16 protein-coding genes and 1 other annotated feature are annotated in these 17,466 nt (G+C 44.1%); all 16 genes read left to right on the top strand.

The features are described 5' to 3' along the window. Nucleotides 1–22: 22 nt before the first annotated feature. The 16 genes from ACYQ0Y_RS03660 to ACYQ0Y_RS03585 all read left to right on the top strand — a co-directional run bounded on the left by ACYQ0Y_RS03660 (nucleotide 23) and on the right by ACYQ0Y_RS03585 (nucleotide 17,363). Nucleotides 23–1,327: a bifunctional folylpolyglutamate synthase/dihydrofolate synthase gene (locus ACYQ0Y_RS03660; protein WP_407883639.1), complete on the top strand. Its 1,305-nt coding sequence runs from the start codon at nucleotides 23–25 to the stop codon at nucleotides 1,325–1,327. Nucleotides 1,328–1,411: 84 nt separating this feature from the next. Further along, entirely contained in the window at nucleotides 1,412–1,858 is a 447-nt protein-coding gene (locus tag ACYQ0Y_RS03655) for a JAB domain-containing protein (RefSeq protein ID WP_407883637.1), read from the top strand. A gap of 146 nt (nucleotides 1,859–2,004) precedes the next feature. Then, nucleotides 2,005–3,015, top strand: a complete 1,011-nt coding sequence (locus ACYQ0Y_RS03650) for a rod shape-determining protein (RefSeq protein ID WP_407883635.1) — start codon at nucleotides 2,005–2,007, stop codon at nucleotides 3,013–3,015. Nucleotides 3,016–3,138: 123 nt separating this feature from the next. After that, nucleotides 3,139–3,987, top strand: a complete 849-nt coding sequence (gene mreC, locus ACYQ0Y_RS03645; RefSeq protein WP_407883634.1) for a rod shape-determining protein MreC — start codon at nucleotides 3,139–3,141, stop codon at nucleotides 3,985–3,987. Between the two features lie 27 nt (nucleotides 3,988–4,014). Further along, entirely contained in the window at nucleotides 4,015–4,530 is a 516-nt protein-coding gene (gene mreD / locus ACYQ0Y_RS03640; protein WP_407883632.1) for a rod shape-determining protein MreD, read from the top strand. Between the two features lie 55 nt (nucleotides 4,531–4,585). Then, nucleotides 4,586–4,824 (top strand) — a binding site (T-box leader). Nucleotides 4,825–5,014: 190 nt separating this feature from the next. Next, on the top strand, nucleotides 5,015–5,662 hold the full coding sequence (locus ACYQ0Y_RS03635; RefSeq protein WP_407883630.1) for an amino acid ABC transporter permease: 648 nt from the start codon (nucleotides 5,015–5,017) through the stop codon (nucleotides 5,660–5,662). Nucleotides 5,663–5,692: 30 nt separating this feature from the next. Next, the gene (locus tag ACYQ0Y_RS03630; protein ID WP_407883628.1) at nucleotides 5,693–6,343 is read left to right on the top strand and encodes an amino acid ABC transporter ATP-binding protein; all 651 of its coding nucleotides are present in this window, start codon (nucleotides 5,693–5,695) and stop codon (nucleotides 6,341–6,343) included. Nucleotides 6,344–6,345: 2 nt separating this feature from the next. Then, on the top strand, nucleotides 6,346–7,194 hold the full coding sequence (locus ACYQ0Y_RS03625) for an amino acid ABC transporter substrate-binding protein (RefSeq protein WP_407883626.1): 849 nt from the start codon (nucleotides 6,346–6,348) through the stop codon (nucleotides 7,192–7,194). A 253-nt stretch (nucleotides 7,195–7,447) separates the two neighbouring features. Continuing rightward, a complete protein-coding gene (gene yfmF / locus ACYQ0Y_RS03620) occupies nucleotides 7,448–8,704 on the top strand; it encodes an EF-P 5-aminopentanol modification-associated protein YfmF (protein ID WP_407883624.1) in 1,257 nt (418 codons plus the stop codon). 11 nt (nucleotides 8,705–8,715) lie between these two features. Next, nucleotides 8,716–10,032: an EF-P 5-aminopentanol modification-associated protein YfmH gene (gene yfmH / locus ACYQ0Y_RS03615; RefSeq protein ID WP_407883623.1), complete on the top strand. Its 1,317-nt coding sequence runs from the start codon at nucleotides 8,716–8,718 to the stop codon at nucleotides 10,030–10,032. 103 nt (nucleotides 10,033–10,135) lie between these two features. Next, nucleotides 10,136–11,059 carry a helix-turn-helix domain-containing protein gene (locus tag ACYQ0Y_RS03610; RefSeq protein ID WP_407883621.1) on the top strand — a complete coding sequence of 308 codons (924 nt, stop codon included), beginning with the start codon at nucleotides 10,136–10,138 and terminating at the stop codon, nucleotides 11,057–11,059. Nucleotides 11,060–11,120: 61 nt separating this feature from the next. Next, nucleotides 11,121–11,705, top strand: a complete 585-nt coding sequence (gene pgsA, locus ACYQ0Y_RS03605; RefSeq protein WP_407883619.1) for a CDP-diacylglycerol--glycerol-3-phosphate 3-phosphatidyltransferase — start codon at nucleotides 11,121–11,123, stop codon at nucleotides 11,703–11,705. A gap of 400 nt (nucleotides 11,706–12,105) precedes the next feature. After that, nucleotides 12,106–13,356 carry a competence/damage-inducible protein A gene (locus ACYQ0Y_RS03600; RefSeq protein ID WP_407883617.1) on the top strand — a complete coding sequence of 417 codons (1,251 nt, stop codon included), beginning with the start codon at nucleotides 12,106–12,108 and terminating at the stop codon, nucleotides 13,354–13,356. Between the two features lie 91 nt (nucleotides 13,357–13,447). After that, entirely contained in the window at nucleotides 13,448–14,554 is a 1,107-nt protein-coding gene (gene recA / locus ACYQ0Y_RS03595; RefSeq protein ID WP_407883615.1) for a recombinase RecA, read from the top strand. Nucleotides 14,555–14,783: 229 nt separating this feature from the next. Then, nucleotides 14,784–15,542 (top strand): ABC transporter ATP-binding protein, encoded by a 759-nt coding sequence (locus ACYQ0Y_RS03590; protein WP_407883613.1) that lies wholly within the window; start codon nucleotides 14,784–14,786, stop codon nucleotides 15,540–15,542. A 12-nt stretch (nucleotides 15,543–15,554) separates the two neighbouring features. Then, nucleotides 15,555–17,363 carry an FtsX-like permease family protein gene (locus tag ACYQ0Y_RS03585; protein ID WP_407883611.1) on the top strand — a complete coding sequence of 603 codons (1,809 nt, stop codon included), beginning with the start codon at nucleotides 15,555–15,557 and terminating at the stop codon, nucleotides 17,361–17,363. Nucleotides 17,364–17,466 lie beyond the last annotated feature (103 nt).

Below are 17,466 nucleotides of genomic sequence, written 5' to 3'. Positions count from 1 at the left end.
ATCGATTGCCAGGAGGATATTAATGATTGAAACATACGATGAAGCCGTGGCCTACATTCATGGCCGGTCGCGATTCAAAAAATCACCTGAGCTTACGCGAATGCGAGCCCTGTTAGCGGCCCTGGATCATCCGGAAACAGACGTCAAAATGATCCATATCGCTGGTACAAATGGCAAAGGCTCGACTTTGACGTTTTTACGTGGACTATTGGCGGCTGATGGATTAACGGTAGGCACCTTTACGTCGCCATTTTTAATTGAATTTAACGAACGCATTAGTGTTGACGGTCAACCGATTAGTGACGCCGACATTTTAAGGCTTGTTCAAAAAATTGCGCCGATTGAAGCGAAGTTAGATGCGACCTTACCCGATGGTGGGCCAACCGAATTTGAAACATTAACGGCGATGATGTTGCTCTATTTTGCTGAAGGACATGCAGATATTGTGTTAGTGGAGGCAGGATTAGGTGGCCGGTTTGACTCGACTAATGTGATCACACCACTAGTTAGTGTGATTACGACGATCGGGTTAGATCATATGAAAATGCTCGGTGACACGCTGGCACAAATTGCGTGGCATAAGGCCGGTATCGCGAAGCCAGGTGTTCCCCTCATCACAGGGAACATCACGAACGAAGCTGCACTAGCACAAATTAAGCAGGTTCTTCAGGAAACACGAACTCCCTGGTTAGCAATGAATCGTGATTTTGCCACTGTTGATCAGAATGCGACTGGTTGGCAAGAGCGCTTTACATTTGATGGGTTCGGCGTTCATTTAAAAGGCTTAACAATCAAGATGTTGGGACGTTATCAAATTGATAACGCCGCAACAGCCATTGCTACCTATTTGACTTACCATCAGCGGCTGAATTTACCCGTAGATGTTAAAACAATTCGGAGCGGACTAAAACAGGCGATTTGGGCGGGGCGATTTGAAAAAGTCAATGACCAACCATTAGTGGTGATTGACGGGGCACACAATGAACCGGCCATTGAGGAATTAGCCCAACTGATCACATCACATTTTGCCACGCAACAAGTCACGGTTATTTTTGCCGCCTTAGCAGACAAGGCTTATCAAGCGATGACGCATACGTTAATTGGCTTACCTAATGTCAGGTTGGTGTTAACTCAGTTTACCGGACCTGCCAATCGGCAAGCTGCCAATTTACATGAATTAACGTCCGGCTTGCCTGTTGAGGTGCCGACTTTTGAACATTGGCAGCAAGCGATCGCGGATACCGCTGAGCAACTTTCAGCCGATGATGTTTTGATTATCACTGGTTCGTTATACTTCATCAGTGATGTGCGCCGTTTGTTTAAATGAATTAGTGAATGGTTGATTTTTTCGTGGTTAATTGATGAATTCCCGTATGTATGATTAACGTCATAAAGGGAGGATTTTAATCAAATGGTGGAAAAATTAACGCGCCAAATTGGTCTAAAAGTTGGACAGATGGCCGGTTCCAGTCGAAGCGTCGGGGTTGCACTGAGTGAGGAATTAAGCGGTTTAAGGCAAGAAACATTATTGTTGCTGACGTTAAATGTTAAAAATCAAGTTACGACTCGACATGAAATTTTTCGTGGAACGGTGGACGCTTGCATTGCTCATCCACGGGATATTTTTTACGAAGCAGTGACCGCGAACGCAGCGCGGATTATCATTGCTCATAACCACCCTAGTGGCGTGGCCACGCCATCACCTAGCGATGAGGCTTTTGGGCAACGACTATGGTTAGCTGGTCAATTGATGGGGATTGATTTGCTGGATTGCTTTGTCGTTGGTGTTCACGGGTACTTCAGCTTTAGTGAACATGATTTATTTAGCAAATTGACGATGCCGACACTACCGATGTGAGCAACTGACGTAAGATCTTAATCAGTCTTAAGGAACGTTAAAATTGTAACCGACAGCGGAAACCATCTGTTTTCGCTGTTTTTTGTATGGTATACTTTTTCCGATATGATTTGGGCCAAGGGTCTTTTGTGAAGGGAAGAAATACTGTGTTTGGATTAGGACAAAAAAACATCGGCATTGATTTAGGCACGGCGAACACACTCGTTTATATCGAGGGTAAAGGGATCGTGCTGCGTGAACCATCAGTGGTTGCACGTAATACGAATACTGGGGATGTCGTCGCTGTTGGTCAAGAAGCACGGAAAATGCTTGGTCGAACACCAGGAAGCATTTCAGCAATTCGTCCCATGAAGAATGGGGTCATTGCGGATTATGATACGACTGTCGCAATGATGAAATATTATATTGAAAATTCCCTCGGCCGTACGACCGAGAAACCATACATTATGGTTTGTGTGCCAAGTGGTATTACCGAAGTTGAAAAACGGGCGGTAATTGATGCGACGCGGGTCGCCGGTGCACGTGATGCATACGTGATTGAGGAACCATTTGCCGCCGCAATTGGCGCTGGTTTACCAGTAATGGATCCAACGGGGAGTATGGTTGTCGATATTGGTGGTGGAACGACTGATGTTGCCACTATTTCCTTGGGCGGTATCGTGTCTAGTCGCTCTATTCGAATGGCTGGCGATAAGCTAGATGAGACGATTGTGGCGTTTGTCCGACAGAAGTATAATCTACTGATCGGTGAAACGACGGCGGAAAATCTTAAGATTAAGATTGGTTCTGCGTCCATTGAAGAAACTGCTGGCATGGATAGTGAATCCGTCCGCGGGCGCGATTTAATCTCTGGTTTACCAAAAACCATTGAAGTCACGGCTGAGGATGTGGCGACCGCGATTCATGATACGATCGAAGAAATTATCGAAGCCATTAAAGAAACATTGGAAGAAACTTCACCCGAAATTGCCGCCGATGTAATCGATCATGGCATCGTGCTCACGGGTGGTGGCGCATTGTTGAAAAACTTGCCCGATGTCATTTCTGCCGCGACAAAAGTTCCAGTATTTGTGGCTAATGAACCGCTTGATTGTGTCGCAATCGGAACCGGGGAATCACTCAAGAGTATTGAAGTTATGAAACGGCGTAATCGATAGGCATTAATAGGGGTGGAACAAAGGCAGTGGTGGCTTTTTAGAAAGGCCATCATAGTGAACAAATTAAGGTTCACGGCTATTTTGTTCCACTTTTTTGATGGCAGCCTAACGTGGAGGGAACACATGCACAGATTCTTTTCAAACCGACGATTAGTGATCATTGCATTGGCCGTTATTACCTGTCTGGGATTAATGACGGCTTCGGTTGCGTTACGCAATCGTCGCAATACACCACCGCTGATTCAACAATTCGGCAATGACGTGGCTGGCTTTGCTGATCGAGTCATTAGTATTCCAGCCGGGGGGATTGGCTCTGGTGTGAACAGTATTTCTCAACTATTGAGCACATATGATGAGAACCAACAATTAAAACAACAGGTTGATCAATTAGCTCAAGATAAAGTTCGCCTCCAAGAAATGACAAAGGAGAACCATGAGCTGCGCCAGGAGTCTAAGTTGGATGCAAGTTTGTTGGATTATACGAGTATCACGGCTAACGTTATCGCACGAACACCGTCTTCTTGGCAAAATCAACTAGTTATTGGTAAAGGGCAAGTGAGCGGGATTAAGAAGAATATGCCAGTTTTATCTGGCAAGGGACTGGTCGGTCGGGTCACAGAGGTTAACCAGACCAACAGTAAGGTTGAACTGATTTCTGATGATAATGATGCTGCTAATCGATTCGCAATCCAAGTGACGGCTGACAATGGTAAAACGGTTAATGGCATTGTGACTGGCTACGACAGTACCAAGAACCTAATTGAAATGGGACAAGTGACGACAAAAGTAGCCGTTAAGAAAGGCGATAAAGTGATTACCAGTGGTTTAGGCGGTATCACGCCAAAAGGGCTTCTAGTCGGCCAAGTTGATCATGTTCAAGCTGACGATTATGGTTTGGCTAACAAGATCTATATTAAGCCGGCTGGAAATTTAGATACGGCTAATGTTGTGACCGTCGCTGCAGAAAAATAAAACCCATTTTACGAGGAGGTCACCAACATGAGCCAATCCAGACGGCGCTGGATTTTTGTTTTAGGTTTAGTCCTGTGTATTTTTTTGGATGGCGTTTTAAGCCAATTGTTTTCGGGATTGTTATTTAGACCCACAGTCAGTGCCGTGCCAGAATTGACGACACTGTGGTTAACGTGTGCGGCCTTTTTTGAAGATGACACACATTTGCCGACTTATTGGTTTGCAGTGGGAGCCGGCGTTGTCTTCGATCTCTTTTACATGGGTTATTGGGGCGTTTATCTATTTATTTTTCCAGTCATCGTTTGGCTGGCGCGTATCTTGCGCCAGTACTTGCCAGTGAACCTTTTTGCGACGCTCCTGGTCGGATTCCTTAGCTTCGGTTTGCAACCATTATTGAGTTGGCTGGCACTTCAAGTTGTTGGACTGACTAGTGCAACATTAACGGATTTTCTAGTGACCGCGTTAGCGCCGACCTTAGCTCTTAACGAAGTTTTATTGGTAATTTTATATTGGCCTGTGCGTCAAATTTACTTAAACCATTAAAAGCCTCTTGACAAGGGTAGTGACGACGATTATATTAGTCTCAACTTTTAATTGATGAATGACGATGAACAGAAGAGTAGATGGACAGATTTCTACAGAAAGTAACCGATGCTGTGAAGGTTGCGAAGTTGACCATTGAAACACATCTGTGAGTTGCTGACCTGAAGGCTTTGAGTTGAAGTTGTAGGGACAGTCGGGCGGTCCGTTACCCCAAGGAGTTTTTTAACTCGCTGAGCCAAGCATTGTGAGATGTTTGGAAACGATGAGGTGGCACCGCGGTAAGACGCCCTCACTGATCTAATTGATTAGATCAGTGAGGGCGTCTTACTTTAGCATCCATTTCGGTTGGCAAGTTAAAAAACTCCCCGAGTTTGTCGTTGTGAGGCGACAATAAAATGAGGTGGCACCGCGTTAACCAACGTCCTCTAGTTAACATATATTGTTAGCTAGGGGATTTTTTATTGGAATAAACGGAGGATTGAAGATGTCATTAACCTATATCAGTGAAATTTTGCCGTCCTTATTGAGTGGCGCCGTTATGACGATCAAGATATTTTTTTGGACATTGGTGGGAGCTTTACCACTGGGAATTCTGGTTAGCATGGGCCTAAGGTCTCGCTTTGTAGGACTTCGTTGGGGATTGAATTTTTATGTGTGGCTTATGCGTGGGACGCCATTGTTATTGCAGTTGATGTTTATCTTCTATGGCTTGCCAGATGTCAACATCGTGTTCGCTCGCTACCCGGCGGCCCTTTTGGCCTTTATTTTAAATTACGCCGCCTACTTTGCTGAAATTTTTCGGGGCGGCTTTGCCAGTATCAATGCGGGACAGTATGAAGGTGCCCGTGTTCTTGGCTTGACCTACGCACAAACGTTACGTCGAATTGTGCTGCCGCAAGTCGTGAAATCAGTGATCCCAGCTGTGGGAAATGAAGTGATTAACCTGGTCAAAGACTCCTCATTAGTTTATGTCATTGGATTAGGCGACTTGCTTCGCGCCGGTAACGTAGCATCTGCTCGAGACGTGACATTAGTGCCCCTGATTTTAGTGGGGATTATCTACTTGTTATTAACCTTAGTCTGCACTTGGGGGCTTCGTTCTTTAGAGCGTCATTATAGCTATTATCGTTAACGGTGAACGAAGAGAGAAAGGAATTTTATCATGCTCGAAATTAAAGCAATTAATAAGGCGTTTGACGGTCGAACCATTTTAAAAAATTTCTCAATGATTGTTCCGGATGGCCAAATTGTGAGTGTCGTTGGTCCCTCTGGCGCTGGGAAAACAACCCTTTTACGTTGTATTGCGGGATTAGAAAAGCCTGACAATGGACGATTTGTGTTAGACGGGCAGCCATTTGACCCGGTTGTTGATCGGGGTCGAGAACGCAAAATCGGAGTGGTCTTTCAAGATTTTAATTTATTTCCTAATTTAAGTGTATTGGATAACGTCACGTTGGCGCCGGAACTAGTGAGTGATTTAAAAAAGAACCAGGCAGTCGCTCAAGTTCATGGATTAATGGTCTCTCTAGGAATCGCGGCCTTAGCTGAACAGTACCCCTTTCAACTTTCTGGAGGCCAAAAGCAGCGAGTTGCGATTGCCCGTGCACTGGCGATGCAGCCCGAAGTGCTTTGCTATGACGAGCCGACCTCTGCACTAGATCCGACGTTGCGTGACACGGTTGGTGAGTTGATTTTAGACTTGAAACGGCAAGGAATCACGCAAATTGTGGTGACTCACGATCAAACATTTGCACAACAGATCGCTGATCAAGTGGTCACGGTTAGCCCAGTTAAGGCGCCTGTGGAGGATTAAATATGCAAAGAAGATTGCGTCGGATTTGGTGGCGATGGCTGATCCTGATCGCATTATTAGGTAGTTTGCTGTCGTTAACAGGCTGCCAGAGTGTCACCTGGCGAGCTGATCATGAGGACACATGGTCGCGAATTGAACGACGTCATAAGATTGTGATTGGACTAGATGATAGTTTTGTCCCAATGGGATTTCGTCAAAAGGACGGACAGTTGGTGGGCTATGACGTGGACTTAGCTCGGGCAGTATTTGCTCGCTATGGCATTAAGGTTGATTTTCAAACGATTGATTGGTCGATGAAAGAAACTGAGTTGCGTAATGGTACGATCGACGCAATTTGGAATGGTTATACGGTGACCCCGCAACGAGCAAAAAAAGTTGCGTTTTCCGAGCCTTACTTACGTAATCACCAAGTACTAGTCACCAGACGTTCACAAAACATCACGCAATTTTCGCAAATGCGTGGCAAAATTTTAGGCGTGCAAACTGGGTCCTCTGGTCAGTCGCTGGTCAACGCGCAACCTAAGCTATTGAAACAATACATTAAAGGTGCGCCAGTTCAATATGACACATTTAATGACGCGTTCATTGACTTAAATGCCGATCGGATTCAAGGACTTTTAATTGATCAAGTTTATGCGGACTATTACATCAAACATGAAAACAATCCGGCGGCTTATCGAACCATTGTGGGTCAATTTGCAGGGGAAGATTATGCAGTCGGCCTGCGTAAAGGAGATGTTACCCTGCGAAATAAAATAAACCAAGGTTTAGATGCGGTGGCTAAGGATGGACAGTTGCAACGGATTAACCATAAATGGTTTGGCCGTGATGCCGATAGTTTAGTTAAGTAAACGTTAAAGATGAATACGAACTAATAGAACGGGACATAAGTCAGTGGTGACTTATGTCCCGTATTTTGACAATTTGGTTTTTGAAAATCAGATTTAGTTTTTACTTTCGCTCTCGGCCTTGATTGATCAAGATATGAACAGATCTTTGGTGATCCCTAATTCATCAGCTGACGGACATGTCCAGCATTGTGTTCCCACGCATTTTCAGCTAAGATGAATCAATGACAATGAAGATGAAAGGTAGGCGGGATTGATGACCATTGATTTAGCAGCGGGCGTTCATTTGACCGTTCTGCCAACAACCCAATTTAAAACGATTAGCACGTTAGTTACCTTTAGTTCACCGGCATCGCTGTCCACGTTAACCGCGCGTTCATTGCTGGCTGATCTGCTAGAGACGAGTACGGCAGCGTATCCCACACAAACGGACTTAGCTAGTGTTTTGAGTGATATGTACGGCGCTAATTACAGTACGAATGTGACTAAAAACGGTGAGCAAGCCCAATTTCAATTTGCCTTAACAGTGCCTAATGGACGTTACTTGGCGGACCAACCGGATTTATTAACAGCAGGTTTTGATTTTTTGAATGAGGTTATTAATCGCCCTTTGTTACAGAACGGTTTACCAGCCTTTGATTCGGTTACGTTTGCCCGGCAGCAACACAATTTAGCCGTCGCTTTGCGGGCGGTTGATGAAGATAAAGCCTTGGCCGCACGATTAGCCGCTCAACGACTCCACTTTGGTGAGGTTGTTGCCGGTTATCCGAGTGCTGGGCGATTGAGTGATGTGGCTAGTTTGACTGCTAGTGAAGTGTTCAATGTGTATCAGCAGATGGTAACGGACGATGAGGTTCATATTTATGTACTCGGAGATGTTGAGGAAGCTAGCGCTAGGACAGCGGCCACAAAACTCCAATTACCGGATCGGACCCCAGCTATTAGCGGTCTTTTTTATCATAATAAACCAGCGGTATCGGTAAAATCTGCCGTCAAACATGAAAGTTTAACGCAAGCAAAGTTAGATTTGATTTATCATTTTCCTGTAGATTATGGTCAAGCTCTGTATTATCCAGCGCAAGTTTTCAATGGTTTATTTGGGGGAACGCCATTATCATTGCTATTCACTAATGTGCGAGAAAAACATAGTTTAGCTTATTATGCTAATTCTAGTGTCAACTTTTTCAATCAAACGTTAACGGTTCAAACTGGCATTGACGGACGACAGGCTGAGCAGGTTCAATCGATTATAGCTCAACAACTTGCTGACCTGACAGAGGGACGGTTCAGCGATCAGCGGTTCCATCAAGTTCAAGAAACGCTCATTAATGCGCGAGAGGCGGCCCAAGACAGCCCACGGGTGGTGATTGGTAGTCAGTTACTTGATGATTTGTCCGGACAAACGGTTTCAGTTGCGGATTGGGTGAATGGCATTAACGCAGTGACACCCGCCGATGTCACGATGGTTGCGCGTTTGGCCACGCTAGCAACCGTGTATTTATTGACGAATTAGGGAGGCTAGCCTTGGAGAGACTCGAGTATCAACAACTAGGAGAAACGTTGTTTGAGGAAACACTGGCAAATGGGTTATTAGTTCAACTATTACCAAAGACTGGTTTTCATAAAACTTATGCTGTCTTGACGACTGACTTTGGATCAACAGATCGTATGTTTGTGCCACGAGGCAGTGATCAAGTGATGACGATCCCAGATGGCGTCGCCCATTTCTTGGAGCACAAAATGTTTGAGAAGGCTGATCATGATGCGTTTGATTTATTCGGTGAGTTTGGTGCAGATGCTAACGCATTCACCAGTTTTACTCGAACGAGTTATCTGTTTTCTGCCAGTCGGCATCTGCACGAAAATCTAAATGTCTTATTGGACTTTGTTCAAACACCTTATTTCACTTCGGCAACTGTGGATAAGGAAAAAGGCATTATTGGACAAGAAATTCAAATGTATGACGATGATCCTAATTGGCAATTATTTATGGGCATCGTTGGCAATTTATATCCAACTGAACCCGTACATATCGACATTGCGGGAACAGTTGATTCGATTAGTCACATCACTGCTGATCAACTCATGACAACGTACCGAACGTTCTATCATCCATCCAATATGAATTTATTTATCGTAGGTGGCTTTGAACCAAATGAGATGATGAGCTGGATTCGTGAAAACCAAGCGACTAAGGAATTTCCAGCATCAGAGCCGATCAATCGAACCGTGATTGAAAATGCCGATGCGACGGAAATTTTGCCATATCGAAGCCGTCATCTAGATGTGACCATGCCAAAATCAATTGTTGGTTTGCGTGGTTTAGACGAGGTGCCATTAGGGCGGGCAGGTTTGAAATATCGCATGGCGGCGACGATGTTATTAGATATTTTATTTGCGGATACTAGCCCAACATATTTAAGTTTGTACGATCAAGGCATTATTGATGATAGCTTTGACTATGATTTTTCATTAGAGCGGGGATTTCATTTCCTGACCATCAGTAGCGATACCACTAATCCAAATGCTTTTTCGGAAGCGATTATTTCAGTTCTTGAACACACAGACGATTATTTGACTGATCAGCAAGCTAGTCGACAGTTTGAACTGGTTAAACGGGAAGCAATTGGTCATCATATTATGATGATGAATTCGGTGGAAGCAATTGCCAATGCTTACGAAGGTCGCTTATTCGACCAGGCCAATTTAATGGATGAAATGACAATACTTCAGTCGATGACATTGGCAGATGTTCAATCTGTTGGCATTCAACTGATTCAGTCGGCTGGTATTAGTGTATTTGATATTTTACCAACCGATGAAACCAACAGTAATCTTTAAAAATCCTTGCGGTTTTTGACGATACAGAACATCGGCTTTTCGGTATGCTATACTCAATATAGCGGCTTGCGTCGTATTTTAAAATAAATGGAGTTTTAACGTTATGAGTGATGAAACACCAACGATTGGTCAAAAACTGCAAGAAGCGCGCAGTGAAAAAGGTTTAACGATAGATGATGTCCAACAAGCGACCAAAATTCAACGACGATATTTAATTGCGATTGAAGATGGCCAATTCGATGAACTGCCAGGCGATTTTTACGTGCGTGCGTTTATTAAACAGTATGCGCAAACAGTGGGCTTGGATGGGGATGAATTATTAAGGGATTACAATGATCAATTGCCGCAGGCTGCTGCGACAAATGTAATGCCGGTTACCGAAGAACAGCCTGCTACTCGTGAACCTAAGACCGCTAAAATCGGCCAAGAAAGCTCCGGATTGGATCGCTTACGTAGTTTACTGCCAATTATTATTGTGAGTGTGATCGTGGTGATTATCTTAGGGACAATCTGGGCATTCGCTGTTCGTAGTGGTCGTCAGTCGAGCAATAATAGTGCAGTCTCGAGCAGTCATGTGGCCGTTAGTTCCAGCAAAACTGAGTCGGCTAGTTCACATAAATCATCATCTTCGACAAATCGGTCGAGCTCAAGCTCTTCCAGTAGTGAGACGACTAAAGCAAATACAAAACAAACTTTGGTTCCAGTGACAACGACTGGTGCCAATGCCACATACCGAGTTGAAAATGCACCTGCGACTAACAAACTTGCGATTACAGCAAAGGGCGCTGACTCTTGGATCCAAGTTACGCCAACAGGTGGTCGGGCACTATACGTCGGTACCGTTACAACCGGAACGAATAAAGAATTAACATTACCAGCAGGAACAACTGGTGTTAGTGTTTCCTTTGGGAATCGGACAGCGACAAAGGTAACGATTAATGGCAAGGCAGTTGATCTGACTAAAGGAACCGGCACAACTGGAGTCTTGACGTTACAATTGCAATCGGCTACCAGTGCGGCCAAATAGAAATGAGCAGTGTACCTACTCTTAAGTGAGAGCGGTGCACTTTTTGCTTGGAGGTTAACTCGTGAATTTACCAAATAAATTAACTGTTTTTCGGATTATTTTAATTCCCATTTTCTTAATCATTTTGGCTGTCCCGTTCCATTGGGGTAGTGTTATTTGGTTGGGGACGACCATTCCATTAGTGAATGTCATCGCCACGGTGATCTTTATCGTGGCCTCACTCACCGACCTGCTAGATGGCAAAATCGCCCGCGGGCAACATTTAGTTACCAATTTTGGCAAATTTGCTGATCCATTGGCCGATAAAATGCTTGTGATGACTGCGTTTGTTGTCCTCATTGAAATGGGAAAGGCACCGGCCTGGGTTATTGCAATTATTGTTTGTCGTGAACTGGCGATTACTGGCCTACGGTTATTGATTGTTGAAAACAACGGTACTGTGATGGCAGCCGCCTATCCGGGCAAGATTAAGACCACGACACAGATGTTAGCGATCATCTTATTATTGCTGAATAATGTTTTCTTCAATAATATTCATCTGCCGATGGCTGGGATTTTGCTGTACACTTGTCTGTTCTTCACCATCTACTCTGGGATTGATTATTTTGTTCAGAATCGCAGTGTTTTCGGTGATGGCTTTAAGTAGCTCTTAACAGACCAAAAGAAAGCTAGTTTCTAAGCAAAACGGAAACGCACATAAAATTAGGCAGTGACGAGTATTCAAGACGAATTTCGAATGATGATGGTTTATTCATCGTTTGAAATTCGTTTTTTAAGACTATGCGTTATTTGACTAATTTCCACACTTTTAATATAAGAGCAAGATCAATCTGCCTTGTGATCGTATTTGATTCGGCCTGAGATCAAAATTTAGATTTTACTTTTTTCGCGGGCTTGTTGGCGTGAAAAGGAGTCTTTGAGACTTATAGATTTAGGCGAACAATTGCGAGAAACACGAGAAAAAGCTTTATAATGACTATAAATGTCTTTTCGGTAGTTTATACGTATGTAAACTTTGTTCAATGGGTTTAGTCGGAGGGAGAAACATGCAGGCAGAGATTATTGCAGTGGGCACGGAGATCTTACTTGGACAAATTGATAACACAAATGCGAGCTATGTTGCGCGTGGTTTAGCTGACCTTGGTATCTCAGTGTTCCATCAGCAGGTTGTCGGTGATAATGGCCCGCGATTGGATGATGCTGTGTCGCTGGCAGAACAACGCAGTGACCTAGTTGTGGTGATGGGCGGCCTAGGACCAACGAAAGATGATCTAACGAAGCAAATTGTGGCACGGCATCTTGACAGAACGCTAGTCGAAGATGAGATTGCCATAAAAAAAATAAAATTGCACTATCAACAGTCCGATCGATTGATGGGAGATAGCGATCGTCTACAAGCTCTGTATATTAGTGGGGGCCACCCATTATCAAATCCTACCGGAATGGCAGTTGGCGATTTCATTCACCAAGAAAATTGGGCCGATTTTTTGGTGTTGCCGGGGCCACCACGCGAATTGATGGCGATGTTTTCCTCAGAAGTAGTGCCGCTTTTAAAACAGACTTATTTGCAATTAGACCATTTAACTTCTCGTGTGTTACGCTTTTTTGGCATCGGCGAAGCAGCATTGGCACGAAAATTGGATGATTTGATCAGTGAACAAACAAATCCAACATTGGCCACTTATGCTAAGGACGCAGAGGTGACATTACGGCTAACGGCGTCGGGCCCTTCTATCCAAACCAATGAAGCGCGCTTAGATGAACTTGAACAACAGGTTAAGGCCCGAGTTGGCGATTTTTTGTATGGTTACGGAGATGATAATAGTCTGGTCGAAGTCGTGATAAAGCGGCTCATTAAGGCTAATTTGACCTTGACGGCGGCAGAGAGTTTAACCGCTGGGTTATTTCAAAGCACCATTGGTGAAGTTCCCGGTGTTTCGGCCATTTTTCCCGGTGGCTTTGTGACTTATGCTGCCGCTGCAAAAACACAACTAATTGGGGTTCCCCAAGCGACGATTGCGGCTCATGGGGTGGTAAGTGAAGCGACAGCCAAGGCGATGGCTCAACAAGCGCGCCACGTGTTAAAAACAGATATTGGCATTTCGTTTACTGGTGTAGCTGGTCCTGAGGCATTGGAAGGTCAGCCGGCGGGCACTGTGTGGATTGGACTTTCAATGCTAAATCAGCCGGTGATCGCACGTGAATTTCATTTTAGTGATGATCGCCAATTGAATCGCCGGCGGGCAGTAATGAATGGATTGAATTTAATTTTACGATCATTGCCAACTGAAAAATAATACGAACTTTTGTTCGCTTTTTGCTTGATTTTGTTGAATTGAATCGGTATGATTGGGTCACTAGGTTACGTGATTAAAGGAGGATCTGCCCTTGGCTGATGCACGTCAGACAGCATTAGATGCTGCGTTAAAGAAGATTGAAAAGAATTTTGGTAAGGGATCTATCATGCGGTTGGGTGAAAATGCCAACACGCAAATTTCAACGATTTCTTCGGGATCATTAAAGTTAGATGATGCACTTGGCGTCGGTGGTTTTCCCCGTGGCCGAATTGTAGAAGTGTACGGACCTGAATCGTCCGGTAAGACGACAATTGCGCTACATGCTGTTGCCGAAGTACAGAAGCAGGGCGGTACGGCTGCGTACATTGACGCTGAAAACGCGCTTGATGCTCAGTATGCTGAAGCACTTGGCGTCAATGTTGACGACTTATTGTTATCGCAACCGGATACGGGTGAACAAGGTTTAGAGATTACTGATGCACTGGTTTCATCCGGTGCCATTGATATTGTTGTCATTGACTCAGTGGCGGCACTGGTGCCTCGGGCTGAAATTGAAGGCGAAATGGGTGACGCTCACGTTGGACTACAGGCTCGTTTGATGTCCCAAGCGTTGCGTAAATTATCAGGAACAATTAACAAAACCAAGACGATTGCGATCTTTATCAACCAGATTCGGGAAAAAGTTGGGGTTATGTTTGGTAACCCTGAAACGACACCTGGTGGTCGAGCATTGAAGTTTTATGCAACTGTTCGTCTTGAAGTTCGCCGTGCTGAACAAATAAAGGATGGCACGGAAGTGATGGGGAATCGAACCCGGATTAAAGTGGTGAAAAACAAGGTGGCTTCACCGTTTAAAGTGGCCGAAGTTGACATCATGTATGGACATGGGATTTCTCAATCTGGGGAATTGCTAGATATGGCAGTTGACAAGGATATTGTTGACAAATCTGGTGCTTGGTACGCCTATAATGGCGAACGAATCGGGCAAGGGCGCGAAAACGTTAAAGCTTATTTAGAAGCAGCCGAACATGAACAAATGCGTCAAGAAATTTATGATAAAGTCCGCCAGGCTTATCACATGGATGGCGTTGCTGAAGAGACGGATACGTCTGATAATGAAAAGGCGACGACTGACGATAGTAAAGCTAATAAGAGTAAAACTAAGTCAAAAGAGAGTGAAACATCTCTCGATGTTTAAATGATCGATCAAAAAATTCGCTGCCAAATTCGGCAGCGTTTTTTTTGCGATCGGTGCTAACTAAGTTTTTTAACAGATGTAGGGGGCGATCGACTGTAGCGAGGACCTGCGAGCCAACGCATAGATTAAGGGGAATTTATGAATGAATGAGTTGACTTTTTGGTGGGTTACCTATATGGTTAGTTACACAAGTAATTAACCATATAGGTAACCGAGGGAGGAATCATTTATGCAAATGACACCAGTTGTTAAAGTTGCTGATCTACACAAGACATATGGACGCAAAAATGAAACGCAATATGAGGCTTTAAAAGGAATCGATCTGACGGTTGCTGAGGGAGAGTTTGTCGGCATCATGGGCGCTTCAGGTTCTGGTAAGACGACATTGCTAAATTTGTTGTCAACATTAGATACACCCACTAGTGGCAGCGTTGAGGTCAATGGCAAGGAAATCACTCAGTATCGGGGCAAGTCATTATCAGATTTTCGTTCCGAAGAAATCGGGTTTATCTTTCAAGATTTCAATTTACTGGAGAGTTTAACGGCCCGCGAAAACATTGGGTTACCGTTATCATTACAGGGACGAGCAAAACAAGAAATCCGCAAGGCGGTTGAAGAAGTTGCATATAGCCTATCAATTGCCAACCTGTTAGATAAATATCCAGCTGAATTGTCTGGTGGACAGAAACAACGTGTGGCCGCTGCCCGTGCGATTGTGCATCATCCGGCTATTGTAATGGGTGACGAACCAACTGGAGCCCTTGATTCAAAATCGGCGCGCGATTTATTGGATTTGTTGACAGATATCAACAAGAAGCAGCATGTATCTGTCTTACTTGTCACCCACGATCCTTTTTCGGCCAGTTTCTGTGATCGGATTATGTTCATTGCAGACGGACAGATTAATGACCAGCTCGTTCGCGGTGATGCGACGCGGAAAATATTTTATCAACAAATTCTTGATCAGCTTGGCACATTTGACAAATAGGAGGGCGCAAATATGTTAACAAAACTCGCGCTCGCGGGCATTAAGCATCGACTAAAAGATTATCTAGTGCTCTTGACGGGACTAGTGATCTCCTCGGCAATCTTTTATATGTTCGCTAACTTAGCAACAAATCAAGCCTTTATCAATGCCAACACGACCATTAATGTGGCCGGTCAAGTATTTAAATTTGGTATGGTCTTATTGATGATCATTACCGTTGTTTATTTGGGATATGCAAATTCCTTCCTACTTAGTATGCGTCAACATGATTATGGCCTGTTCATGATGCTGGGTGCTAAGAAAAATCGGATTGGCCAGCTTGTCGTGCTTGAAACACTTCTGCTAGGAATTGTGGCCACGATTATTGGAATTGTCGTAGGTATTGGCTTAAGTGCCGGCTTGTCAGGATTACTGTTTAGGCAGCTGGATTTGACGGTCAAACACTTTAGTGTGATCTATGGACCAGCCATCGTTACGACACTTTGCTTATTTGTTGGCTTGTTTTTAATCGCTGCGCTGTTCAACTTGGCTAAGCTGGTCAAAACGCCTGTTTTAACGTTGTTGCATAGTGATGATCAAGCATTTGTACCACGCAATCAGCCGATGGTTCAGGCTTTAGAGATTATCGGTGGCGTCCTGTTACTTGGTAGTGGTTATTTAGCGATGGCGAAAATTAATGTACTGCAACTTTCGGCCATTCCAATTGCTTTGGTGACAATTACAACAGGTACTTACTTTCTGTTTAATGGTTTAGTCATTGGTATAATTCAACTATTAAAGCGGTCTAACTTTGCTAACCATGCCTTACACAATTTCACTTTGGGGCAAATTATGTTCCGAATTCAAAGCTATACTCGTATTTTAACCATCGTCTCTTTACTATTTGCATTGGCGTTAGGGGCGATCAGTGTTGGAACTCAACTGCATCGACAGGTTCCCCAAATGGCTAGATCAGTGGGCGCTTATGCGGTCGCTATTAATGATGCTAGTCCTAAACAACAGCGACAAATGAATCAATTGGATGATGCTAAGCAGGTAACCTATACGCAAAAGATTGTTGGTCAAAAAGTTTATTACTCCGAACAAGAATTTTTAAAACAGCCATTTAAGATCGCTAAAACAACAGGCGAGACGAACGGTCAGCGACAACTTGAGACACTTTCGATTGCTCAATTGAAAGCGGATGGCGTGAATCAACCAGAATTCGCTAGCTTAGTTCCGAAAAAAGGGCAACAGATCAGTGAAGTCGTGAGTCAATCAGCATTTAATCGATTAGAAGCACCAACGCACCATGTTACGTTGGTCAAAGTTGATGATTTAACGAGTCAACGCAATCAACCATTGTTAACGCAGCTCGTTAAGACTCAGCAACAACGTTTTGCTCAGGATGCCAGTCAAATGGTAGGTACTTTTGAGTGGTATCAATTCTTTAATTCCATGTTTGGTGGAATGGAATTTATGGGCTTTTTCCTCGGCTTTGCATTCTTAGCAATGATGGCTAGCTGCTTAATGTTTAAGATTTTGTCGGGAGCAACAAAAGATGTTGTACGCTACAAGATGTTAAATAGAATTGGTGCACGCCAGCAGTTAATGCGCTCGGCTGTGCGTGGTGAGGTACTGACCTTGTTTGCAATTCCAGGTGTACTTGGAATTGTTGATGTCTTATTTGGTTTACGGATGTTTAAGGGACTCCTATTGGATCCATATGCGATAATTGGCTGGATTATTTTGGGATTCTGCGCCATGTATGCAATTTACTACTGGATTACCGTTGCGCTATACATTCGCTTAGTTATTCCTAAAGAACGGGTGGAGGCTTAAGCACTAATTTCAGGGCATAAGTCCATTAGCTCGAGTATGGTTTTAGTCCAGGTGTTACCTTGATTTTAGATTGACGTGATCGAAGACGTCGCTTATTCTTTTT

The sequence above is a fragment of the Furfurilactobacillus curtus genome (genome assembly GCF_054657915.1).
Note: the sequence above shows the minus strand (reverse complement) of the source record. Positions and strands in the feature narration are given on the sequence as shown.

Excerpts from the sequence above, each read along its gene's own strand:
- ACYQ0Y_RS03660 (WP_407883639.1), top strand. The coding sequence starts at position 23 with ATGATTGAAACATACGATGAAGCCGTGGCCTACATTCATGGCCGGTCG.
- ACYQ0Y_RS03655 (WP_407883637.1), top strand. The coding sequence starts at position 1,412 with ATGGTGGAAAAATTAACGCGCCAAATTGGTCTAAAAGTTGGACAGATG.
- mreC (WP_407883634.1), top strand. The coding sequence starts at position 3,139 with ATGCACAGATTCTTTTCAAACCGACGATTAGTGATCATTGCATTGGCC.
- mreD (WP_407883632.1), top strand. The coding sequence starts at position 4,015 with ATGAGCCAATCCAGACGGCGCTGGATTTTTGTTTTAGGTTTAGTCCTG.
- ACYQ0Y_RS03635 (WP_407883630.1), top strand. The coding sequence starts at position 5,015 with ATGTCATTAACCTATATCAGTGAAATTTTGCCGTCCTTATTGAGTGGC.
- ACYQ0Y_RS03630 (WP_407883628.1), top strand. The coding sequence starts at position 5,693 with ATGCTCGAAATTAAAGCAATTAATAAGGCGTTTGACGGTCGAACCATT.
- ACYQ0Y_RS03625 (WP_407883626.1), top strand. The coding sequence starts at position 6,346 with ATGCAAAGAAGATTGCGTCGGATTTGGTGGCGATGGCTGATCCTGATC.
- yfmF (WP_407883624.1), top strand. The coding sequence starts at position 7,448 with ATGACCATTGATTTAGCAGCGGGCGTTCATTTGACCGTTCTGCCAACA.
- ACYQ0Y_RS03610 (WP_407883621.1), top strand. The coding sequence starts at position 10,136 with ATGAGTGATGAAACACCAACGATTGGTCAAAAACTGCAAGAAGCGCGC.
- ACYQ0Y_RS03600 (WP_407883617.1), top strand. The coding sequence starts at position 12,106 with ATGCAGGCAGAGATTATTGCAGTGGGCACGGAGATCTTACTTGGACAA.
- ACYQ0Y_RS03590 (WP_407883613.1), top strand. The coding sequence starts at position 14,784 with ATGCAAATGACACCAGTTGTTAAAGTTGCTGATCTACACAAGACATAT.
- ACYQ0Y_RS03585 (WP_407883611.1), top strand. The coding sequence starts at position 15,555 with ATGTTAACAAAACTCGCGCTCGCGGGCATTAAGCATCGACTAAAAGAT.